The sequence below is a fragment of the Chloroflexus sp. genome (assembly GCF_034434295.1).
In the GTDB taxonomy this organism is placed as follows: Bacteria; Chloroflexota; Chloroflexia; order Chloroflexales; family Chloroflexaceae; genus Chloroflexus.
The window spans coordinates 1-25314 of record NZ_DAOTZQ010000007.1 but is presented as its reverse complement, the minus strand read 5'-3'; the positions used below and the strand labels follow the sequence as shown (position 1 = coordinate 25314).

The window sequence follows — 25314 nt, the reverse complement described above, 5'->3', positions numbered from 1 at the left end:
TTCTCTGCCGATGATCAGATCACGTTGCGGAGTAATGCTGCATGCATATCTTAGTTACCAATGACGATGGAATCGATAGCCCCGGTCTGTGGGCACTGGCCAAAGCGATGCGTGCTGCGGGTGCCAGGGTAAGTGTCGTTGCTCCAGCCGAAGAACAGAGCGCCATGAGTATGGCATTACCGCCACAAAACAATCGTGAGTTACGGGCAATTATTCCCCCTGCCGAACTTGATGGTATGCTGGCCTTTGCCCATAATGGCTCTCCGGTGGGCTGCGTGACGGTGGCGATGTTGAGTGGGGTGTTGCCACCGATAGATGCAGTCGTCGCCGGCATTAACCGTGGCCTGAACGGTGGCAGTAATGTGATGCTGAGCGGTACGGTCGGCGCAGCGATGATTGGGGCGCTATGGGGACTACCGGCCATGGCAGTTTCCCTGCAATATATCGGCCCTGAGCCGATGCCATGGACGACCGCAGCTTACGTTGCCGAGCGCTTGTTTCCGTTGCTCGAACAGATTCGCGGTCAGGCACCACTGGTGCTGAACGTCAATGTTCCTCACGTCGCTTCACCAGACGATCTGCGCGGATTTCGCCAAACCCGTCTTTCAGAGTTTTTCTTCGGTCACTACCTCGACATTGAACTCAACCCGACCGACCCGGTGGAACGTTCACAAATCATCTTTCACTTCGCTCGCGAACGGGTTCCCGATTTTGATATCGATACCGACGATGGTGCAGTACGCGCCGGTTACGTCTCGATCACACCGTTGCGACCGCTTATGGACAGCAGTCCGGTGACGCTCAATTTACCCGATCTACACGCCTGATCACGCTCTGTCACTCATCCCGGGTTACGTAAGCCACGCTTCCGCGCCAACCGCACTGCTGGTTGGATTGCGGAAGCGATCCGTTCACAATACCTTTACGCATCGCTCTGCTTATTCGTGCTATACTGAGCAGCGGTCAACAACCACCGTTGCTTGACCAAAGGATTCGGGCCTGGTTTCCCGGAGGAAGTATGTCAACACTAATTGAAGCAATCGTTGCCCGTGAGGTGCTTGACTCACGAGGCAATCCAACCATCGAAGTCGATGTTCGGCTGGAAAGTGGTGATGTCGGACGGGCCATCGTACCCAGTGGTGCCTCAACCGGTGCCCATGAAGCGCTTGAGTTACGCGATGGTGACAAATCGCGTTATAACGGCAAGGGTGTGCTGAAAGCTGTACAAGCGGTGAACGAAGACATTGCCGAAGCATTGATCGGCTTCGACGCTGCTGACCAGATTGCCCTCGATCAGGAACTGATTGCACTCGACGGTATGCCCAACAAGAGTAAGCTCGGTGCCAACGCCATTCTGGGTGTCTCACTGGCGGCGGCGAAGGCGGCTGCGGCTGCTTTTGGCCTGCCCCTCTACCGCTACCTGGGTGGTGTGTATGCCCACGTACTGCCGGTGCCGATGATGAACATCATGAACGGCGGTCAGCACGCCACGAACAGCACCGACTTTCAGGAGTTTATGATTATGCCGGTTGGTGCCGAGAGCTTCCGCGAGGGTCTGCGTTGGGGTGCCGAGATTTATCACATGTTGAAGAAGGTTATTCACGACCGCGGCTTCAGCACAACAGTTGGCGACGAAGGTGGTTTTGCCCCCAGCCTGCCCACCAACGACGCCCCACTGCAACTGATTATGGAAGCTATCGAGAAGGCCGGCTATCGCCCTGGCGAGCAGATTGTCATCGCCCTCGACCCGGCGACAACCGAGATTTTTGAGGATGGCAAGTATCATCTCAAGCGCGAAGGGCGTTCACTCTCCAGCGCCGAGATGGTTGACTACTGGGTTGATCTGGTCAATCGCTATCCGATCATCTCTATCGAAGACGGTCTGGCCGAGGACGACTGGGAAGGTTGGGCACTGTTGCGAACAAAGCTGGGCGACCGCGTCCAACTGGTCGGCGATGACTTCCTGGTCACGAATGTGCAACGGCTCCAGCGGGCAATTGAGGCCAAAGCAGCCAACTCCATTCTGATCAAGCTTAACCAGATCGGTTCGCTCACCGAGACGCTGAGTGCAATCCAACTGGCCCAGCGCAGCGGGTGGACGGCAGTAGTATCGCACCGTTCCGGCGAGAGCGAAGACGTTACGATTGCCGACCTGGTGGTAGCAACAAACGCCGGTCAGATCAAGACAGGTGCACCGGCGCGTACCGACCGGATTGCCAAGTACAATCAACTGCTACGGATCGAGGAGGAGCTGGGAAGCGCTGCCCGTTACGCCGGTCGTAGTGCGTTTAAGGTGTAGAATCGTATAACGTTTTCTGCACTATACTACCGGGATGAACGTAGCTTGCAGGGCAATCATTTGGTCACCCTGCAAGCTACATCTATTCGGTAAGGGAACTCTTACGATGACCCAATCGGTACCCACGACAGCCACCTTGGGCTTCACCCTTCTCCCTCACCCAATCGACTACTGAATCATCAGGGCGGCCTGAGACCGCCCTGGTGATCATCGTTCAATTATCGCTGATCAAGCGGCACATAATCCCGCCGCTGTGGACCAACATAGACCTGGTGCGGACGGGTAATCTTCTGATCGGGGTCTTCGAGCATCTCGATCCACTGTGCCAGCCAACCTGACGCACGTGGAATTGCGAACAGGAAGGGGAAGTACTCGATTGGGAAGCGCAGTGCCTGATAGATCAGACCGCTGTAGAAATCCACATTCGGATAGAGTTTACGCGAGATGAAGTACTCGTCCTCCAGCGCAGTCCGCTCAAGCTCCATCGCGACATCGAGCAGCGGGTTAGAAGCGGTAGCGGCAAAGACTTCATGAGCAATCTTACGAATGATCTTGGCCCGCGGATCGTAATTCTTGTAAACGCGATGTCCAAAGCCCATGAGGCGCGTTTCACCCTTCTTCACCCGCTCAATAAATGCCGGCACGTTCTTTGGATGGCCGATCTGCTGCAACATGCGCAGTACCGCCTCGTTGGCACCACCGTGGAGTGGGCCGTAGAGAGCGGCTGCGGCAGCGGCCAGCGCATTGTACGGATCAGCGTGGCTTGAGCCAACACTACGCATGACCGAGGTAGAGCAGTTCTGCTCGTGATCAGCATGCAAGATGAAGAGTACATCCAGCGCTTTGGCCAAAACCGGATTCACTTCATACTCACGCTGGTTCATGTAGTCCATCATGTACAGCAGGTTAGCGGTGTAGCTGAGCGAGCTATCAGGCAAATTAAAGGGACGACCAATACGGTGGCGGTAGGCAAAGGCGGCAATTGTCGGAATCTGTCCGATAATACGCCAGATCTGCTTTTCGCGTACAGCTGGATCGTGGATGTTCTTGGCTTCAGGGTACAGCGTAGACATTGCCGCCACCGAGCTGATGAGGATGCCCATTGGATGGGCGTCATACCGGAACGCCTGAATCAGCTCAACCAGGCTGTTGTGCAAGAAAAGATGCCGACTGATCCGGTATTCCCACCAGGCCAGGCGTTCTTTTGAAGGGAGTTCCCCGTACAGCAGCAGGTAAGCAACCTCAAGATACGAACTCTGCTCGGCCAGTTGCTCAATTGGATAACCTCGATACTCTAGAATCCCCTTATCACCGTCGATGTAGGTGATGCTACTCTTACAGGATGCAGTATTGAGGTACGCCGGATCGTAGGACATCAAACCAAAATCGTCTTCCGATACTTTGATCTGGCGTAAGTCGGTTGCGCGAATGGTGTTGTTTTCGATTGGAATTTCGTACGTTTTACCGGTGCGGTTGTCGGTTACGGTGAGAGTGTTCCTGGTCATAGCCATGCTCTTTCATGCTCACTGCGACTGCATCGCCATTGATACATCAGTGCTACCGCACTGTGATCGACATCATGGAGGCCGTACTACAGTAGTTTTATTGTGGTGGTACGCTCCCTCGTATTGTACCAAAAGTTGTTACAGATTGCACAGAGTTCATTTACCGCCCCTGCTGCCACCGTCCAGGATTGTTGGGCAAGTGTTGATGGGAATACGTCCCAACCCACTGCGCCGGTTTAATGACCGGCAATCATGGCCGGTGCCACCACCTCAATCGGGATGCGCCAGATGGTTGTATCAGTACCTGCGACTAGCAGCGGTTCGAGGGAGGGCCAGCGATAGCTCCCAATTACAAGCCAGTAACGACCCGGTGGTAGATCAGCCGGAATGGTCAAACGACGATCATCGATTACCACTTCACCTGCCTGCCAAAGACTGGTTGGACGTCCACCTGCTGCCGGTGGGCCATCGACATCAGCAATGCGTTCATCGCGATCATTGCGGAGATGCAGCATAATACTCCGTTCATCGAGATTGCTACACAATGCTTCCCACCACAGCGTGATGGCAACACTGTCACCAGCCGTTACCCGTCTGGCGCTCAGATCATACCCGCGCAGCAGCATATCATCCCCAAAACGAATGTTAAGAGGATTGACAGGACGGTTCATCGCTGTTGTGAGGAGCGGATGTTGTGCCACCCAATCGAGCGTAACATTGCCGGCCTGATCGATGGTAAATGCAAAGAGGTCTACCGGCGTCAGCAGGGCACGCTGATCGGTACCAAGCCAGAGCCGGGCTGTGTAAGCGCCGGGTTGCCGTACACCCTGCTGAATACCAAGTGGTAATGGTTCGCCGGCCTCATTAACGGCAATTGCCGTTCCATCACGCAGATCAATGGTGATTGTTTGCTGCTGGATGGCAGTAGCAACCGGTACGCGCACCCCATAACGCCCAAAGAAGTGGCCCTGTCGGCGATCCCACAACTCGATGGCAGCAACCACTGGCCCACTGTCCGGGTTGAACATCGTCAGTGATGTTGTTATGCGCAAGTCCTCTGCCATAGTGGTTGCCTGTAGCACGACGTTATGGGGTAATCGCCCACGAACAACCGGTGGATCGGTTGTCAGTAGTGCACTCAGCAGCAGAATCGGTTCGGCTCCGTGCTGACGTACTACTACTGCCCGCGAACCCAGTAGTGGGCCAAAGGTTAACCAGCTTCGCCCTGCTGGGACACGATACATACGGCCATCAATGCTCAGGCCACTCTCGGCCAACGCCGCAACCTGGAGGGTCAACCAGCGCTCGTCTGGTTCGCCGGTAGAAGGTATTTCGTTCAGTCCCAGACGTCGATCAGCAACAGACAGCGTCATTACCTGATCAACGCGCAGCAATTGATCGAGAGGTAAATACGCAATCTCCGATTCCGGCTTTCGATAGAGCACATAAGTGTCACTACGCCAGATTGGAGACGCGACGATTCCCCAGGCTGTCGGATCTTCATCGCGATGCAACAGCACGTAATCACCAATACCTGTATAATTTGTCGCTACCGACGTTGCATAGCCGGTACGCACCGATCCATACACAGCAGTATGATCGAGCAAGTAAGCTGCCAACGCACTGGTCACGCCCTGCACTCGTGGATCTCCCGATAGAAATACGCTACTGCCAGCCGGTACGACCTGCCGCAAATCACGTAATGCCGGCAGGGTGTCGGCAAAGAGGCCGGGGCGTCCCCAATGGTCGGCCACGACACGCCCGGCGGTCCACGTTATGGAACCACCAAGACACAGCGTAACACCAAGGATGCTGATCGCTCGTAACCAGCCCCATCGTCCTGCCCACCGGTCAATGAGTGCCTGGAGACCCGCTATTGCCAGCGCAACGGCAATCCATCCCAGATAAGCAGCCGCTTTGAGATAACCGTAGTGATACCCTGAACCAAAACGCAGGTAGATCAGAAAACCTGTCGCCCCCAGCAGTATCCCAACCCAGCGATTGCGCTGTGGTACCGCAAGGATTGCATAACCGGCCAGCCCAGCCATCATGACTGCCGCCGCTCCAGCCAGCAGGTTTAGTGGTTCTGGTTCAGTGCGCAAACGAAAGGGAGTCAACCCAACAATATCACTCAGTGGCACAAAGCGAAAGAGGCCAAGGGTGGTTAAAGGCAGACTGTAGCGGTAATTAAATCCGGCAAAATAGTCTGGTATCGTAGGCAAAGCAAGAAGGAGGGTGAGCAGGAGGAGACTCACCGCCTGTCTGATCATTCGCCAACGGTCTTGCGTTTGCCAGAGGGTAACGATCCCAATACCAGCCGCCATCAGACCGACCGGCCCAAGCGCCGGATAATAGGTTATTGGCAATGCCGCCAGACCGATGGCCGCTGCAACCAATCCCTCGCCAAACCGGGACGCCTGAACAGCAGCAAGCCCCACGATAATTGCCAACGGAATCAGCGGCCAGGCGGCAAGCTGCATTCCGAAGTTGAAGAAACTCACCCACAGTAAGAGACCATTGAGTACAGTCAGTAACGCAGCGATGGTCGCTGACCAGCGCCGAAAATTGAAGACAACCTGTAACAGCACGTATATACCGACACCACCCAACGCCCGCAACCAGGCCTGCAGCGGGGCAAAGCTGGTTAGCGGTTCGCTGCCACCAAGCAGATCAACGCTTCCCTGCCAGATACTGAACCCAAGGGTTAACCCAATGCGGGGTGGACTGACATTCAGATCGCGTAGTGGATTAGCCGGAGCGGTGGCAATCGCACTTACCGGCCCCCGGCTGAGGTAACGAGCGGTTGGCCAGTAATTTTCAATATCCCAACCCTCACCAATCGGTGCCGAATAGCCATAACTCAATAACGGTGCAATACCGACAACAATCCCCACTCCTGCCACCAGGAGTGCCGGCCAGTGCTGTCGTATTGCTACAGATATGCGCGGCGGGCCATATCGCCACCATGCCAGCCCGTTGCACAGACCACCGAACGGCAAAAGAATGCCTAGCGCCAGCCCCAATCCGCCCAGAAAACGAACGACCCAATAACCAGTTACTATCGTCAGTGCATATCCCATCAGGAGCGCCAATAACGTTCGCCAGGGCTGAAGAGCAGGCGGGAGCAGGAGTCGTGCAATTCCCCACCCAACCCAGAACGCAAGCAGACTTGCCGTTATCAATGGCAGTAGAATATCAACAACTATCGTATTCATACCCGGCCTCGTTGCCGAAATAGCAATCCCTCACGCAACGGGGCGCAGGGATCGCATACTGCGACTGTCAAGGTCAACGATCAATGTGTAGCGACCAGCCGACATCATTGCCGACGGGCAACGTAAAACAACACCAGCGCTGCTCCCAGATAGAGCACAACCGAAACCCCGATCAGCACTGGTAACGTTCTATCATACAACAAACCAAGACAAACGCTGCCGGCGAACCAGCTCACACCGAAACCGGCATGAAACAGGCCATACGCCGCGCCCCGCCGATCAGGTGGCGCCAATTGGCCTACCGCAGCGCGCAAGATTGACTCTTGCGCACCCAACACCGCACCCCAAAGGACAACACCGATGATAACGGTGAGCAGACCAGTGCTGAAGAGAAGTGGTGTGCTCAAGGCTCCCAGGGCGGTTACCCCAACCAATGCACTGAGGCCAATCCGGTCGTAGAGCAAGCCAAAGCCAAACGCAGCAACGGCATCAACCGTCATCGCCAGCGCGTACAATGCGGGAATACCCGCCGGCTGAACGATGTGCAGGCGCTGCAGATGGTAGGCAGCCAGGGCAAAATCAACACTGGCCGCCGCAAAGAGAGCAACGCCAGCCAGGTAATACCAGAACTGACGTGAAAAGCCGGTTGTGGTGAGCGCCGGGGTATGCCGCACTACATCAGCCGGCTGTGGAAAGCGCATCCGTGCCATTAACAAGACCATCAGGCAGAGCAGGCCGGGAATAATCAATACCCCAAACGCCAGTTGAAAGCTCCCACTGAATGCCAGGATGGCGGTCAGCAGCAGCGGCGCCAGTACTGCGCCAATCTGATCCAGCACTTCGTGTAGCCCAAAGCCTTTACCGGCACCTACTCGATCAGCAGCGTATGAAATCAGAGTGTCTTTCGCCGGACTGCGTAACGCTTTGCTCAAACGCTCAACCATTAACAATCCTACCGCTAATGGCCATGCGTTGGCTAAAGCGAGCAACGGGACCGCAATGACCGTCAAACTGTAGCCAAGGATGGTCAGCAACCAGTAGCGGCGGGTACGGTCGCTCAGATAGCCAAAGACCAGACGCAGCCCATAGCCGATCAACTCACCAATCCCTGCCGTCAGGCCAACAACCGCACTACTGGCACCGAGCAATGCCAGATACTGACCACTCAGACTTCGGCCACCCTCGTAGACCATATCGGCCAGCAGACTCACGACACCCATGAGGGTAATGAACTGAAGGGCACGCTGGTAGGTCGGGGAAGATACAACGCTCATGACAAACCTCGCGACGTATGTCCTATACCAATGATCTGGACAGAAAGACGTGACCGGCGGGCAAAAACGCAACAAATATTAACGTCTTCCTCCACGATGAAACGCAAAGGCTACCAGAGCGTGCCAGATCGCAACTGCCGCCAGGCGAGCAGTACGATCATCAATATCGTATTGAGGATTGAGTTCACTGAATTCGATCAGGCGTGTGCGTGGCTCAGCACCGGCAAGCGTTGCCAGCGCAACCAGTTCATCACCGCGCATACCGAGCGGGTTGGGGGCGCTGACGCCAGGAGCCTCGGCAACCTGTACCACATCGAGATCAAAACCCCAGCCGATACTCCCGGCATCGCTCACCTCTAGCAGAGACCGCATTGTATCGACGACTCCGTAGCGGCGAGCAGTACTCAGCTCGATGATCGTCGCGCCTCGTGTACGCAGGTATTCGGTATACGCAGGTGCGTTCGCGAAGAGCTGCGTACCAAATACCCAATAGCGTTGCGGTGCAATCAAACCTGCTTCAATCAGTTGCCGATAGGGGGTACCGCTATTTGCCGGTTGATCGGCCCGCACGTCGTAATGCGCATCGATATTAATTGCCAGCGGCGGCGGTGGGGCCACCGTTGCCATCGCCGCCATATCGGGAAAGCTGATGTCATTCCCCCCGCCAAGCGAAATGAGTAACTTTCCATCGGCAATAATACGTGCTACCAGAGCCTGTTGACGCGCATGAATCGTTTCGAGGTCGTCGGTGGTATCTACATCACCAAGATCGCAGATCGTAAGATATTGCAATCCGGCAATACCCAGGCGGTATAGACAACGTCGAATTGCAGTCGGCCCCTGTGCAGCTCCGGGCCGACCACGGTTACGCTGTACACCGATGTCCTGCGGACAGCCGAGTATCACGACCTGAGCGGCGTCATACCCGACCACACCGGGAATGACCAATTCACCCAGACGTTGGTCGTTCGGATCATCACGACGATAGAAGAGATCACTCGCCGGAGGATGTAGATGTGACCATTGTGCGTTCACTGGCGGAAGAAATCGATAACCTGGCTGCGTTCTTCTTCACTCGGCATCAACTCGATGAAGGTGATACGATGCCAGGGGAAGATCACGGCCTGCACACCGGCAGCCAGATACGGCACCGGCTTGCCATCACGTTTGCGCATATTTGTCACTTTTATGAAGAGATCGCCGGGCTGCGGCTCTTGATCAATATCGGCCAGCAGCGGATCTTCGCCGGTAAGATGAAGAATGACTGTTTTCGGCATACAGAAGCCTCCGCAAAGGATATGTCTTATCCGTTTGTTTCAAATCGCACCAGTAGCATACCGAACTGTATTTCATCACCATGGTGCAGCGGCATCGGGCGATCCGGTGACACCCGTTGGCGATTCAAAAATGTTCCGTTGGAACTGCCCAGGTCTTCGAGCACATAGCTGCCATTGCGACAGACAATACGGGCATGACGGCGCGAAACACCGGCATCGTAGCCCCCATCGAGACTCAAATCAACATCGGGAAAAAAATTTCGTTGTTGATCTTTGCGCCCGATCACCAGCTCAGGCGTAACCGGCAAAACGATACGCCGTCCTGAACTCAAGACCACCAGGGCAACTGTTGCGCTTTCGGTCTCCGTGGCCGGTGCCGGCACGATGGTAGCCTCGTCACCGTCCAGTTGGGAAACTTCAGCAGCCGCACGATTTAGAGAGGCTGTGGTCTGGCGAGCAGGTTTAGCATGGAGTAGACTGGCACCACAGACCGTACAGAAGATAGTACCATCGAGTTGTTGCGCCTGACAGTGGCTGCAAATCACCATTGGTCATCACTCCAGACTACGATTGCCCTTCGCGCCCAATCAGGCCACGTGTACCGTATTTAATCCGCTTGCGACCTTCTGCACTTGCCTGACCGGAACGCAACAGTCGGGTTGCTTCTTCCTGCACAGTACGGGCCAGATCAATTTCACCTGCTTCAAACAGCCGCGTACCGGCCATTTGCAATCGTCGAGTTGCTTCTTCGAGCTTTCCCTCTTCGACTGCCTGCCAGGCACTGGCCTGAAGCCGATAGGCCACCAACCGTTCCAGCCAGTGTTTCACTGTTGGATCAACTTCATCACTGACTTCATCAGGATCACGAGTTGTAACTGTGAGAACTTGTTCATGACTTGCAGTCGCCCCATCACTCCCCGGTGTGCGATAGCGCAGGCCAAGACGAAGCAGCGTATGGCGGCCAACCGGCAACGGCGGAACAACCACCTCCATTAGTAACACCTGTACATCATTTTCGGGCCAATCGCCCAATGCTGCCGTCCAGATAAAATCGGCCTCTTCAATAACCGGCACTGGCCCGATGTACGGACGCACACGATCAAGCGAGCGGAGTAAGGCCTGGGGGGGAAGGGTGGCTCGTAAATGGACATCCTGCGCAAAGATACTGTGCATCCGCTCAACTTCAGCAGTAAAGATTTTGGTAATTTCCGCTGCCGAGGTGATGTAGTGAGTACGACTATTCTCACGGGCCGCAATGGTTTCGAGCAAATCTTCGTTCCACTCGCTTCCAATGCCGAGAGCCGTAATCCCGATGCCCCGTGATTGCGCACGACGGGCAATCTCTACACAGCGCCCCTCATCGCCGTAGGTACGGCCATCCGTGAGGAGGAGCAGGCGATGAACGGCCCGCGGCATCATCGCTCGTTGTAATTCCTGCACACCAAGTGCCAGTCCAGTTGCCATCTCGGTGCCACCCGCAGCTTCAATCGCACTGATCTGGCGTTTAATCTCGGCCCGTGCACGCGCCAGTTGCGCTGAGACCACAACTTCAGCGCGGTCATTGAAAGTGACCAGTGCAAAGCTCTCGTGATCACCCAGCAGATCGAGGATTTGCATCGCTGCCTGCTTGACCTGCTGGAGGCGCTCACCGCGCATTGATGAACTGCGGTCGATGACCAGGCACAGGTTGAGCGGCAGGCGCGGCATTTTAGTCGCACCGCTTTGCGCTGACAGCTCGACAAGGGCATAGAGCAACTGCGGCTCTTGACTGGCCGGTAAGACACTTCGACTGGGCGTGATGCGCAGGTCAACCTTACTCATAGCTATGCCTCATCGAGCGGCAGCGAAACAACCACCGCCGAGATATTATCGTCGCCGCCAGCCAGATTGGCCAGCGCAATCAACTCTCGACAGACATCGTGTGGCCAGGGACTATGACGTAGCGCTTGCTCGATAGCCTGTTCCTCTACTAGACTCCACAGGCCATCACTACAGAGAACCAGATGCGAACAGTTGGTCAACTGGTGGTAGACAAAATCCACTGCTATCTGCGGTTGTTGCCCGACAGTACGGTAAAGCTGATTACGCAGGGGATGATCGCGCGCCTCTTCCGGGTCGAGCTGCCCTAATGCAATCAGACGCCCCACCGTCGAGTGATCGGTTGTAAGCAGACGCAATCCACCCGGCTCGTACACGTAGCACCGAGAGTCACCGACATGAGCGATGTACAGGCCGTTCCCAATCACCAGCGCAGCAGTACAGGTGGTACCCATATCAGAACCGGTCGCCTGGGCTTCCCGCCAGATCGCCGCGTTTGCCTCCTGCACAGCCTCAATCATCAACGGCTGCAACGCTTCGATCAAACCATCTTCAATCACCGGCAGCACCAGCCGCTCAAGTACACTGGTAAACACCGTCTGCACTGCCAGTCGGCTGGCCACTTCACCGCCCTGATGGCCTCCCATACCATCAGCGACGATGAATAGGCCAACGGCGACATCACTTCCCTCTCGGGGCAGGGTCATAATCGTAGCCAGCGCACAGTCCTGATTTGCTTCACGCACACGGCCAATGTCACGTAAAGCAGCAGCGGCAAACCCCTGCGCCGAACGACGTAGCGTCAGTGCTGGTTGATAATCTTGCCCAATCTTGCGGGTGCCATCCTCTTCTGGTGGCGTCAGTCCCTGCTGCCGTTGGCGTTCAGCTTCAATGTCGGCCTGACTTAACGGTTCGGTCGGCGTTTCGTCCGGTGCAGGAGTTGTTTCATCCGACATAAGCCCCAATTCCCTTCGCTCTATCGAACTTACGCTTTCAAAGCGTAGAGATGATGATCCATGGAACCGATGTAGACAATGCCATTGACAATCATCGGGGTTGAGACAATCGCCCCTTCGGTTGGATATTTCCAGATCAACTGCCCACTACCGGCATCAAGACAATAGACAGCCTGATCAACCGCACCAAAATAGAGTCGACCACCTTCTACTCGTGGCGAGGATGTGATCTGACTCCCAACTTCATACTTCCAGACCAGGCGGCCATTTTTGGTGTCAAGTGCGTACATCACGCCATCGACACCACCCACAAAGACCCGCGTCCCAACCACAAAGGGCGATGAATTGATGTAATGGCCGGTACGGAAGCGCCAGGCCGGCCAGCCACCTTCGGCATCAAGGGCGTACAGGTTCTGATCAAGTGAACCAACGAAGACCAGGCCATCACTGTACGCCGGCGATGAACGTACCGGCTGTTGTGTCCGCTGTTTCCATTTCACCGAACCGGTACGGCTATCAAGACAGTAGACATTCCCGTCGTCACCGCCAATAAAGACCGAAGCACCATTGATGCAGGCAGACGAGCGAATGGGGTTCCAGGTGCGGTATTTCCAGATCAACGTACCACGCAGACCATCAATGGCATAGACATGCTGATCATCGGAGCCAACAAAGATCACCCGATCATCAATCCGGGGTGAGGAGCGGATCGCCTTGCCGGTCCGAAACGTCCAACGCACACCACCGCGCCGCATATCGAGGGCGTAAAGTGTACCGTCTTCTGAGCCGATGTACACCATATCCTGCCAGACTGCTGGCGATGAACTAATCCCACCCTCGGTCGCATATTTCCAGCGAAACTCACCGCGTGTTGCATCGAGTGCGTAAATGTTGGTATCGTAACAGCCAACAAATACTAAACCGCCGCTGACAAAAGGCGACGAACGCACTTCATCTTCAAACTTAAACCGCCAGACCAGCTCGGTAGTCTGCGCACCCTTGAGGACAGCCGGCGCTGATACCGTTGACTTAGCCGTACCGGTCCCGGCCAGTGAAGGCACCGTCAACAACGCCTGGCGAAACTCTTCCGCACTCTGCCAGCGTGCTGCCATATCATACTCAAGCGCACGCGCCACTACCGCTTCCATTTCTGGTGAAACGGTTGGGTTGATCTGGCGGATCGGACGCTCTTGAAACGTAAAGGGTGTCTCGAGACGAGGATCAGTATTCGTCAGCAAATGGTGCAGAGTAGCACCCAACGCATAAATATCACCAACCGGCTCAGCAACTCCACGGTACTGCTCAGGCGGTGAATAGCCCTCGGTACCAATCATCGTCCCTTTGCGGTCGCTCCGATTAAGATGACGGGCAATCCCAAAGTCAATCAACACAATTCGATCATCACCGACCACCATCACATTCGATGGCTTCATATCACGGAAGACAATCGGTTCTGGTTTATGATTATGTAAATATGAGAGCACATCACAGATTTGCAGTGCCCAGCGGGCGACCCGCGCTTCATCAAGCGGTTTACCGTGCTCCTCCAGCACCGTCTCCAGGTCTTTTCCCGGAATAAATTCCAGCACGAGGTAGACTTTACCATTCTCTTCAAAAAAGTCATACACCTTGGGAATGGCCGGATGTTGCAGGGTCGCCAGCAAACCAGCTTCACGCTGAAAGTTCTTCAGGTTTAGCAAACGGGTCTGCGAATCGGGGGCGCTTTGCGCCATTTCTTTAATCGCGCAGTAGCGGACGACATCCTTAAAGCGTAGATCGCGTCCGCGATACACCACGCTCATACCACCAATCCCAACCGGAGCCTCAACCTGATAACGCCCCTGCAACAGTGTACCGGGGCTGAGCATTGTCGGTATAGCCGGTGCTGACTGGCTGGCCGGTCGGGCTTCAATCTGGCGTGTGCCCTCATCTGCCGCCGCAGGGTGAGCAGCAGGACTGATCTGGCGTGTGCCCTCATCTGCCGCCGCAGGGTGAGCAGCAGGGCTGATCTGGCGCGTCCCTTCCTCAGCAGGAGCGCCGGTATCGGCAGGTTGGGCATTGACAGCTTTGGTACCGACCCGTTTGATCAAACCCATGAATCACCTCACCCAATGGTAGTGCATGCGATTACGGTAACATTGTTGCAATCGTTCCTCTATTATAGAAGGTGTTGGCAGCTTCAGCAACCGCTATCAGGCACGAAATTGACATGTGACACAAGATAGTTTTCGGCGCTGAACGTCGCCTACACCTTCACCCATCCGCGCACCCGCTCCAGAGCCTGCTGCCACCGCTCATAGTGCGCAGATCGCTCGGCAGGTGAAAGACGCGGCACAAAACGCCGAGTACGCTCATCAAGCAGGGGCGGTAGCGATTCTTGCGACCAGACCCCCGCCCCAATCCCGGCCAGCAATGCCACACCGCGTGCAGTCGTTTCGGTATCAGCCGCTCGCACCAGGGTAACCCCGCTCAGATCAGCTTGAATCTGGCAGACCAGATCACTGGCAGCCAGACCACCCCCTACGCGCAACTCTTCTACGGTAATCCCGGCTTCGGTCTGCATCGTCGCCAGAATGTCAACCAACTGAAAGCCGATGGCTTCGTAGAATGCCCGGGCAATATGACCGACATCTACCCCCAATGCCAGCCCAAAGATAGCACCACGAGCGCTCCGGTCTTCACTGGGCACGCCTAACCCATTCAGCGCCGGCACAAACACGACCCCACCACTATCCGCAACCCGGCCAGCATGACGGTCGAGATCGGTCACCCGTCGCACCAGACCAAGTTCACGTAGCCAGTTCGCAGCCGCGCCGGTCGTTGTCATATCGGCTTCGAGAGCATAGGTTGCCACACCTGCAATCTCCCAGGCCAGGTAAGTCTTACAGATGCCCTGGGGCGGTGGCGAGGAACCAATCACCGCATTCACAAATGATGCTGTCCCGTGCGTCGCCACTGCCTGGCCCGGTGCACGACAATCGTAACCAAACAACGCCGATTGTTGATCGGTAATCATCGCCAGCACCGGCACCATCGCCCCATCCACAACCAGATCGCCAAAATGATGGATTGTTGGACGAGCAACCGGTAACGCCGCACGCGGCAGATTCAAGGCATCGATCCATTCATCCCACAGCGCACGTCGGCGTGGATCGTAGACTGTCATAGCCTGCAACAGCGAATGATCAAGCGCATGCTCGCAGGGTCGACCAAGCGCCCGCACGATCCAACCTGCGGCCAGCGACACGCGCAACACCCCACGTTCAGCAGCACGACGAAAGGCTGCATCGTGTTGCATCCGCCAGGCCATATGCATTGCCCCGGCATACGCACCGGGAAACTGGCCCAACCGCTCGCGGCGCTGCGGTCCTAATGGAGTCTGATCTAACGCTGCAACCATTGGTGCCGTGCGCAAGTCTTGCCAGGTAATGGCATTCCCAATTGGTCTGCCACTGGTCGCGTGCCAGGCAAAGACTGTATCGCGCTGTGAGGTAATCCCGCAGGCCAGTAGTTCGCTCCCGCGCACACCAGCCCGCCCTAACGCTTCCTGAATTGCTTCAGCGACACTGCGCGCAATGGCTGCCGGACGCTGCTCGACCCATCCCGGTTGTGGATATACGCGCCCTACAGACCGATAGCCATAACCACGCACCTGGCCATCGGGATCGTAAATCACTGCCCGACTGCCACTACCACCCTGATCAATCGCGAGAAGATAGCGCTTACACACAGACTGGCCTCATCTATCGCAAGAACACATGGGGAGTATTATAGCAAATTGACGAGCAAGGAAGGATACCCTGATCAAACCCATTGCTTTCTATCAAGGAATGCGTTACCATGAGCTATATTGACTGTTAGTATTCTCTTAAACACGAAAACCTCTGCCCGGCACCACGGCGAGGGAGAGATTCTATCAAAGAGTACACTTCATCCACTTGGACGAATTGAATATTCTGGTGACACCTATGAGTCAGACAATTAGTCAAATCATTCAAAGACAGGCTTCTCTCGGTGATACAATTACCCTCGAACTAAAAACGGGAAAGGAGTTCACAGGAGTTATTACCGAAATTGGCACTGATCATATAACGATAAATCGTGATGAGGAGATTATTACCATCTTTCTTGACTCAATCAGTGGTTATCGCGTCAAGCAAATACAACCATTAGTAAAAAGCGCAGATTCTTCGCCTTCAAAAATTGACAATTCTGTCGCATCACCAGTTTCATCTTCAAAACCCATTGAAACAAAAAAAGATGATGATGAGCCACAAAAGATCAAATCTTCAATTGAAGAACAAATTCAAAATTCAACCATATCATTTCATACTCCAGATTTTACATTACCTTTGGATGAGATAAAAGATATTCAGCAAAAAGAAATTATTAAGACAGCATGGGATCGCATAGAAAATAAATACAAATATGCAAATAAAATCAATGAGCTAGATCCAAAATTTGGAAGAATTCAATCCATTATCAACGAGCTTCAAACCCTTGTTGATCGATTCCCAGGTTTATTCACCACAAGAAGACTTCTTGGATATCTCTACTGGTATTCAAGAAATTATCGAGAAGCCTTTGAATTGTACTATCAACTAGCATTCCATTCCAATTACGCAAGGGATTGGTATAATCTGGCCGTTCTAGCCGGATTACTTCAAGAAGAAGAACTTACCTGTTATGCTTTGGAACACTTTTTCTATTCTTCCGCTCTCGAAGGAGAAACTACAGCATGGTTTTTCTATGTGAAACTAATACAAAAATATTCTAACTACAGAGCCTTGAAGAATCTAATCGAGAGTAGAGGTAAAAAATTTTCTGATAAGGAACATGAAATTCTTTTCAAGACAAGCATCTACATATTAATTTCTATCAATAATGAAAAGATCGCCACTACACTGATCCAAAGACAACAAAATGGTGATAAGCAATTTGATCTGGTTAAGGAAGCGCTCAATTACCTGGATATGAAACCTGATAGCGGTTATCAGGACAGGATTACCCAACTCTCTTCACAGAGAATAATAGAAACCAATCAGCGAAATATTCATCACCAACCACAAGGATATGTTTATAAATACAATCCTTATCAGAAATTTGGCTTTTTGAAAGGAACAGATGGTGTAGAATACTTCTTCCATCGCAGTGCGGTTTCAGATGACGATCTACTCAATCGCCTAAAAGACTTCACGTCAGGGAAGCAAATTCCTGTGACGTTTGAAGTTGCACAGGGTCCAAAAGGTCCGTTAGCAATTGGTGTTACACTCTACCGAACTATTGATGAAATGTTCAACCGTGCTACCGAATTCGCTGACGAGGGTGATTATCCGAAAGCGATTGCGCAAATAAAGAAAGTTATAGACCTTAATCCTGACTACCCCTCTGCGAGAGAGTATTACGAAAAATGGCGCGAGTATGCAAGAATAAGCGGGGTACCAAGAGGAACAAATCCATATGCCCGCGCCAAGCGTGCGCAATTAATTGAGAAAGATTTTGAAAAAGCTGTCAGACTACTTCAAGAGGCCATCAACAAAGGTGATAATATCGAAAGCGCAATAAAGGATCTGGCTTCTCTATTGGTTCAACAAGGAAAAGCTGAAGAAGCTGTTTGGGTCTTAGAACAGTATCGTCGAAAAATTCGCGACCAAAAATCGGTAGATAATATGCTTATTGGCTTCTATCAAAATGCTGGTCAATACGATAGTGCAATTACTTTGCTAGAGGGGAAACTATCGCAAGCAATGAATGAAAGTAAAAAGACTGCAATCTTATGGCAGATCGCAAATTGCCATTTACGAAAAGAAGATTATGTGCAGGCAGAACGAACGTTGCGCAAAGTACTTGAAATGCAGCCAGATAATAAAATAGCACAACGAAATATCGCTATCTGTCTTTTCAAACAAATGCGATACGATGAGGCTAAAAGTATATTAAACCAGATATTGACAAACGCTCATGAAACCCAGGCATTGGAACTCTTGGAAGCAATCAAACAAGCACAAATAACCGGACAATTTGCTCGCTTTGATGCCATAGTTAGGGATGCCTTAGTAACTGAACTCATTGTTGAACGAAGTAGATTTACAGAGTTCTTGTTGAATCGGTGCGAATATCGTGGACTCTCACCAGACAGGATAAGGAAAGGTGATGATGGTCGAAAGATTTATATTGGTTCAAAGCGAGATGCGCGACATGATATCGAAAGACTGGAAGATATAGCAAGACAATTGGGAACACGGCGACCGTCTGAAAGAGCGGATTACTATCTTACAGCAGCTCGGATTACGGAATCAGATGATTCCAATCAGTTCTATCAGTACTTATGTCGTAGCTTTTCATCTAAAGGTGATTCATTTTTGACCGAAAATAAACCTCTGGACTCAGCTCGAGAATTGTATTCCGAGTCTTTAGCAGTATATGATGGGTACCGAAATCCTGTAAAAGGCGAAGACAAATATGATGAGCAAGACGCAGTAAATGCACTTGTTCGCTATTTATATTCATGGCTCGGTCGAGACTCAGTTCCGACAGTCCCACCTAAGAGTAATGAACAAGATTCTGTACTGAAGCAGCAGCTTCAGTATATAGATGATGCTCTGGAAGAGGTCATTTCAAAACACCCACAACGTGAAAAAGTCTTCGACGCTATTTCCTACTTAATTTTTCGAAGCAAGTACGCGGGTGAGCGCATACTAAGAAGCCTTTACTCTCGTTCCTCCTTACAAGCACTCTCTATAAATTTCCTGCAACGAAAAGGCGTTACACTTCCTGGTTCCCTTACAAAAATTGATGAATTTATAGCTTTATGGAATGAATATCAACGAAAGCGTTCAAAAAAGATCCGTTTCTTGATAGATGAGATTCGCATTCTTTCCAATATAGACATATACCCCGCATCATTAGAGAACAGTATTGAGCGACTCAAAACCTTAACAGAGCACATTTTTCTTGATCTAGACAAACAAAGACTCGAACAAATCAGAAATATTCTCGAACTATCCTTAGATTTATGTAAACACAGTACATTTGAAGAGCAAGAGCGTCTCTGTCTTCAAATAGATAGCCGCTGTCAAGATCTGCTGAAGGAGATTGAGAATAGCCCCACCAAACTATCGGTTGAAGAGATGTATGCTGTCATTGAAACAATCCAAAAGAAGATAAAGGCAAGACTTGACGATCTTTATATAAGTTCCACACCGCAGATAACGCTCCGTTTACCGGTTGAAACATATACTCCTGACACGGATCGGCGAATAGAAGTTCAAATAGTGGTCAGTAATCGCGTAGGATGTAGTCCAGCAGAGTCGCTAGAATTGGTTATTCAAGAATATGAGGACTCTTTCACTGTTCCCTTGTACAGTTCTTTACGGGGTGGTGATCAACGTATTATCAAAGTTCCGATTCTGGTAGAAGAAGACGTGCTGCACGCGCAAGCATTCTCCTTGCCCGTCTATGCAAAATATCGAATACGGACAGGAGATACCATTCAGACTGAGATACAGAGCTTTGCAATTCGATTGGGAACAGAACATGAATTCCAGGAAATCGAAAACCCTTACGCAGCTTATGCCGAAGGCGGGATTGTCAGCAACCCTGACATGTTTTTTGGTCGAGATGAATTGATTGCTAATATTGCTAAAACCTTGCAAAGCTCATACCGTCAAAGTAAGTGCGTGATCATTTATGGTCAGAAGCGTGCAGGAAAGTCTTCTATTTTGTATCATCTTAAAACCAGATTGCAATCGAACAAAGATATACTTATTCTTGACGTAGGTAACATCGGCTCCATTCTGGATGAACAATCAAATACACCCTTCCTTTATCAAATTCTCTGGGCTATTTTGAAAAAGCTGGCCTACACTATCGAAGATGAAATAGTAGAGAGAGGCCGACCAGAGATAAAACTTGATCTTCCTGGCGATCAGGCATTTTTTAACCATCCAAGCCCATTATCCTTGTTTAAGGATGTCTTTGAACGTTTCCGAAGAACTACTGCAAAGTTACCAGAATGGCGCAATATACGTTTGGTTCTAATTATAGACGAATTTTCGTATATTTATCAATATATTGTGCGAGGGTTGATTTCTGAAACGTTTATGATGAACTGGAAAGCACTGCTGCAAGAGAACTATTTTCATGCAGTGCTGGCCGGTCAGGATGTTATGCCTAAGTTCAAGCAGCGTTTTCCCAATGAATTCGGAACTACCCAGGATGAACGTGTCACCTATCTTCGGCGGGAAGATGCTATCAAGTTGATCGATGAACCGATTCGGATCGGAGGCCGGTCTGGCGAGAGTCGATACCGTGAACGAGCCATAGATCGGATACTTGACCTGACGGCCGGTAGTCCTTTTTACATTCAGATTCTCTGTAATCGTCTCGTCGAGTACATGAATCGTAAACGTGCCAGTTTAGTCACCGAGGCTGATGTCGATCAAGTGAAAGATGAGCTAATTAAAGGTGTCAATGCGCTAACGCTAGATAAATTTGATAATTTGATTAGCTCGGGCGATACTTCAGAAGATGCGATTAGCGATGATGATGCGCTCAAGGTGCTTGCTGCTATTGCTTTACATAGCAAGACAGGTGGACCATGTAACCGTAACAGTATTGTCTGCCAAACACACACGCCACTTGATACTATTCTTGAAGATCTGGTTAAGCGAGATGTTATTGAGCGTGTAAGGGAACAGTATTACTCGCTTCGAGTAGGTTTGTTTAAAGAGTGGCTTATTGCAAATCAATGAGGTGTAGAGCCTATGGACTTTGAAAATCCTTTCGCTGATTACGGGGGTATTGTACGTGGTGAACGGTTTATTGGTCGCCATGACAGCCTGAAAGTTGTTGAAAACCGAATCATTCGCCCAAAAGAACCAGGCAATCTGGCGATTATTGGTGATTACCGCATTGGTAAAAGTAGTCTGGTATACCAGGCTGTCATGGAGCGTAAAAAAGAACTTATTGCTCGCAACATATTTCCAATATGGATCAATCTTGGCACTTTCGATCAAGCGCCTTTCTTTTTTCGCTCATTAGTAACCTGCAGTCGTGATGAATTGGAAGAGGCAGGATGTCTGACCGATGCGATTACGCAGGCATCACAGCGCGCCCTTCACGACGAGTTATCCTGGACTGAAGGGTATGTCCGGATTCAAAGGTATTTTGAAAAAATTCGCCAGGCTGGTATACAAATCCTGTTCATTCTTGATGAGTTTGATCATGCACGTTATCTGTTCAAAGGAGATATATCAGGGTTTCAGGGGTTACGGGAACTCTCTTACCGACCTGAATGGCGCATCAACTTTGTGACAATATCTCGTCGCTCACTACGAGATATTGAATTACAGACGAAAGCAATTTCCACATTCGACTTGATATTTTATAAATACTATCTTGGCATGTTCAATAATAAAGATATGGAGGAGTATTTTGCCCGTATTATCTCTGTTGGCATCGAATTAACCTCAGAGTTGAAAGAACGCATTCGTTTTTATTGTGGTAATCATCCATATTTACTAGAGATGCTTGGTTATGAAATTGTCGAACAATTCCGTGAAACAGGTATTGCGGATGCTGATCAGGCTGCTCATCGCATCGAGCAATCGCTAACTGACCATTACCAGCATATGATCTCGATTCTAAGCGAGGATAACAGTTTGAAAAAATTACTACAGATTTTGTTTGGTCCGGTCGTAGATGTTAAACAAACAGATATAGAGGAATTTCAACGTTATGGGTTCATTCATCTTTCTGAAACCGGAACTTTCTCAGCTTTTTCTGCACACTTTCAAGCTTATTTGCAACTGGTGGAGCGCGAGACGGATCTCTGGCCACTGTGGCGGGAAACTGAAGTTGCGCTACGTAACGTTGTGACATTAAAGATGCTTGAGCGATATGGTGAACACTGGATAGAATCCTTAAGCAAAGCAAAGGCTTCTCTTAAAGCAATATTTGATAGATGTCGAGAAGCACAACAAAAAGAGGTCAAGAACTTCGGTAGCAGAGCCTCTCAGAATCTGCTCGACTTCACATACCCTAAAGATTTGTTTGATATTATCTTTGCTGAATGGGATGTATTCAGACCAATTTTTAGCAAAGATAAAAACTATTGGGATCAGCGTGCACAAATGCTTGCCAAAATAAGAACGCCTCTTGCTCATAATCGCGATCAGACGCTATACGAGTACGAGAAGCAGATTGTAAAGGGGTACTGCGAGGAGATTCTTGAAATATTAAGAGCTTCAGATTAGATACACCGCTTTACTTTTGCCCATTATGTCTCGTCCAATGACCAAACCACACGCTCTTTTTCAGCCCTGGTACCTTCATTCATGGTATCATCCGCGTAACACATCAAGTAGCAGGAGAGGAGGCATCTGGATGCCAGGCCCATTTCCCGGTATGGACCCCTATCTGGAACGGCCAGACCTCTGGCATGACGTACATCAAAGCCTGATTACGTACATCAGAGACACCCTCCAGCCCCAGCTTCGCCCGCGCTACCACGCCCGTATCGGGGAACGGCTGTACGTCATTCCACCCCAACGGTCGGTGTACCCGGACGTGACCGTGACTCAACGACAACCGGTGTCAATCCCGGCAACGAGCGGCGGGACTGCGGTGCTGGTAGCCGACACCCCACTGGTGATTATTGCACCCGCAGACCCTATCCGCGAGCCGTTTATCGAGCTTATTGACCTTGCTCAGGGTGGGCAGGTGGTCACCGTTATCGAAATTCTCAGCCCGGCAAACAAGACCGTTGGTGAAGGGCACGATGTGTACCAACGCAAGCAGGCAGAAGTCCTCGCCAGTGATACGCATCTCGTGGAGGTCGACTTGCTTCGCCAGGGGATGCATACCGTTGCCGTTCCGCTACCCTATCTGACCCCGTTTCGGCCCTGGCACTATGTGGTCTGCGTCAGCCGTGCCGGACATCGTGACCGGTTTGAGGTTTACTTACGCACAATCCGTCAGCGTTTGCCCCGGATTGCGATCCCCCTGCGTCCACCAGACCCCGATGTTGTGCTAGACCTTCAGGCAGTCTTTGATCGCTGTTACGACCACGGCGCATATGCTGATTTGATCGATTATCGTGCTAATCCCGACATCGCACTTCCCGCCGACGAGACGGCCTGGGTGGATGAATATTTGCGCCAGCAAGGGCTGCGTGAAGGGACGGTGTGACGATAGGCTGACCAATTGGAGAACCCTTGTAACACTGCGTAGCAGTATGACCGGCAGCGCCTCGCTCAGGCATCCCACGAACATAGAACTTTCAAGAGGTCTCCTGGTGAGCGAAGGATGGCATGAGGTCGGCAATTGCGTTCACCACCTGTGCGAGAGATCGACCGCGACCACGCACCTGAGCCGCAGCCAGACGATCTGGTGGCAGCATTGCCGTCAGGCTGGCATTGAGGGCTTCAGCCCGCTCGCGGAATGCCTGATCGAGGGCCGGATGGTGGAGCGGTAATTGCAAAAGTTCGACTGCCTGTTCAGCCCGGTCCTCTGCGGCCAGTACCGCAGCAATACGATAAATCTGAATAAGCATGTACGGTACTGCCCAGCTTGTCCGCAACAGCTCCAACGCAGCACAATAGTAGCTTTTGGCATCCTGATAGTTGCCGAGGGTGAATGCAACATCGCCGAGATTACCTAAGGGCAAATGCATCCCCCAGCGTTCACCAATCTCGGAGAAGAGTTGCAGACTTTGCCGGTAATAGTGACAGGCTTCGGTATACCGTTGCTGCATTTCGGTTACGATGCCAAGCAGGTTGAGTGTGAGTGCCGCCTCACGTCGATTACCAACCTCCTGTGAAAGCGCCAGACTCTCGTGAAGCAGACCTTCCGCCTCTGCATACTGAGCCAGACCTTCGGCAACACTGGCGATAGAACGGAGTGCCGTTGTCATGCCAGATCGATCATTGAGCAACCGGTAACGATCAAGACTTGCCTGACATATTATTTTGGCCGCTGTATAATCGCCCTGCCGTTCTCTCACCAGAGCCAGGTACGCCATTGCGTGAGCAATGTCTAACGCCGTCTCTCCTGTTACATCTGGAACATCGTGCAACAACGTCAGGCTCTGTTCAAGCAGACGATCTGCTTCTGCATATTGTCCCAAATGCAACGCAAAATCTCCCAGACAGACCATTAACCGTCCCCGTAGGTTTTGCCATGCTGATGTATCAGGCCATAAGCGTGAGCTATCGACTGCTCTGGCAAAGAGTTCTTTACCTTCTTGAAAGTAATTACGATACTTGTAGAAGAGGTGAAGACTGCGTGCCGCCTGGGCCAAATCATCCCGTCTTGCAGTCTGAATTGCCCACTCCCAGGCGACCTGGATGTTCGGACGTTCAGCATCCAGGGTTGTTAGCGCGGTGGATTGATGATCACCGCGCAGATACGTTTCGTGAGCTGCCAATAGCTCGCTGTAATACGCGCAGTGACGATCACGGGCTACTTGCTCGATAGTCGGCATCGCTACTAACTGTTCAGCAGCCAGATGGCGCACCAGCGTGTGCAGTGTATAGCGTCCTGGGGCTACGACTTGCACCAGCGATTTGTGAACCAGAGCAACCAGATCCGCCAGCGAAGCCTGCGTCACCCTTAACGCCACCTCGCGGCTCCACGTGCCCTGAAAGACAGCAAGCTGCGCTAATGTCGTCTGCTCACCGGGTGAAAGTAGACGCCAGGAATAGATAAACGTTGTGCGCACACTGCGATGACGCTCGGGAAAATCCTGGAAGGTAGTGGCAAGCATATCGACGTTTGTTGCAATAGCAGCAGCAATCTCCATCGGTGTGAATTGCTCTACCCACGAAGCTGCCAGTTCAATCCCCAACGGTAATCCTTCAAGCAGACGACAAATCTGAACAATCGCAGCAAGGTGTGCTTCATTGAGCGTAAATGCCGGCCAAACCCGGCACGCACGCGCTACGAACAGTTTTACGCTATCGAAAGTATT

General features: G+C 51.8%; 16 protein-coding genes. 5 read left to right on the top strand and 11 right to left on the bottom strand.

Annotated elements, in window-relative coordinates; genetic code table 11:
* The first annotated feature begins 41 nt into the window (after positions 1–41).
* Both surE and eno read left to right on the top strand, forming a co-directional pair.
* A complete protein-coding gene (surE, locus tag VAE57_RS01935) occupies positions 42–827 on the top strand; it encodes a 5'/3'-nucleotidase SurE (RefSeq protein ID WP_322820231.1) in 786 nt (261 codons plus the stop codon).
* Between the two features lie 191 nt (positions 828–1018).
* Positions 1019–2299: a phosphopyruvate hydratase gene (gene eno / locus VAE57_RS01930; RefSeq protein WP_322820230.1), complete on the top strand. Its 1281-nt coding sequence runs from the start codon at positions 1019–1021 to the stop codon at positions 2297–2299.
* Between the two features lie 218 nt (positions 2300–2517).
* Here eno and VAE57_RS01925 read toward each other — a convergent pair whose 3' ends face one another.
* From VAE57_RS01925 to VAE57_RS01880, 10 genes are all read right to left on the bottom strand, one after another.
* On the bottom strand, positions 2518–3804 hold the full coding sequence (locus VAE57_RS01925) for a citrate synthase (protein ID WP_322820229.1): 1287 nt from the start codon (positions 3802–3804) through the stop codon (positions 2518–2520).
* A gap of 236 nt (positions 3805–4040) precedes the next feature.
* Positions 4041–7019, bottom strand: coding sequence for a hypothetical protein (locus VAE57_RS01920; protein ID WP_322820228.1), 2979 nt, complete (start codon positions 7017–7019; stop codon positions 4041–4043).
* Positions 7020–7123: 104 nt separating this feature from the next.
* Entirely contained in the window at positions 7124–8293 is a 1170-nt protein-coding gene (locus tag VAE57_RS01915; protein ID WP_322820227.1) for an MFS transporter, read from the bottom strand.
* 78 nt (positions 8294–8371) lie between these two features.
* Entirely contained in the window at positions 8372–9328 is a 957-nt protein-coding gene (locus VAE57_RS01910; RefSeq protein WP_322820226.1) for a formimidoylglutamase, read from the bottom strand.
* A complete protein-coding gene (locus tag VAE57_RS01905; RefSeq protein WP_012259644.1) occupies positions 9325–9570 on the bottom strand; it encodes a hypothetical protein in 246 nt (81 codons plus the stop codon). Before VAE57_RS01905 ends, VAE57_RS01910 begins: the two co-directional genes overlap by 4 nt.
* Before the next feature lie 26 nt (positions 9571–9596).
* Positions 9597–10118 (bottom strand): FHA domain-containing protein, encoded by a 522-nt coding sequence (locus tag VAE57_RS01900; RefSeq protein WP_322820225.1) that lies wholly within the window; start codon positions 10116–10118, stop codon positions 9597–9599.
* Positions 10119–10134: 16 nt separating this feature from the next.
* Complete coding sequence (locus tag VAE57_RS01895; protein WP_322820224.1) at positions 10135–11391, bottom strand: vWA domain-containing protein; 1257 nt, start codon at positions 11389–11391, stop codon at positions 10135–10137.
* A gap of 2 nt (positions 11392–11393) precedes the next feature.
* Complete coding sequence (locus tag VAE57_RS01890) at positions 11394–12344, bottom strand: PP2C family protein-serine/threonine phosphatase (protein ID WP_322820223.1); 951 nt, start codon at positions 12342–12344, stop codon at positions 11394–11396.
* Positions 12345–12373: 29 nt separating this feature from the next.
* Positions 12374–14440: a PQQ-binding-like beta-propeller repeat protein gene (locus tag VAE57_RS01885; protein WP_322820222.1), complete on the bottom strand. Its 2067-nt coding sequence runs from the start codon at positions 14438–14440 to the stop codon at positions 12374–12376.
* Between the two features lie 149 nt (positions 14441–14589).
* A complete protein-coding gene (locus VAE57_RS01880) occupies positions 14590–16074 on the bottom strand; it encodes an FGGY family carbohydrate kinase (protein ID WP_322820221.1) in 1485 nt (494 codons plus the stop codon).
* Between the two features lie 238 nt (positions 16075–16312).
* Between VAE57_RS01880 and VAE57_RS01875 the strand changes: the two genes are divergently transcribed.
* The 3 genes from VAE57_RS01875 (at position 16313) to VAE57_RS01865 (ending at position 23534) form a co-directional block, all read left to right on the top strand.
* Complete coding sequence (locus tag VAE57_RS01875) at positions 16313–21097, top strand: tetratricopeptide repeat protein (RefSeq protein WP_322820220.1); 4785 nt, start codon at positions 16313–16315, stop codon at positions 21095–21097.
* A gap of 12 nt (positions 21098–21109) precedes the next feature.
* Complete coding sequence (locus VAE57_RS01870; RefSeq protein ID WP_322820219.1) at positions 21110–22600, top strand: ATP-binding protein; 1491 nt, start codon at positions 21110–21112, stop codon at positions 22598–22600.
* A gap of 130 nt (positions 22601–22730) precedes the next feature.
* A complete protein-coding gene (locus VAE57_RS01865; protein ID WP_322820218.1) occupies positions 22731–23534 on the top strand; it encodes a DUF4058 family protein in 804 nt (267 codons plus the stop codon).
* A 91-nt stretch (positions 23535–23625) separates the two neighbouring features.
* Here the strand turns inward: VAE57_RS01865 and VAE57_RS01860 are convergent.
* A partial coding sequence (locus VAE57_RS01860; RefSeq protein WP_322820217.1) for an ATP-binding protein occupies positions 23626–25314 on the bottom strand: 1689 nt, incomplete at its 5' end.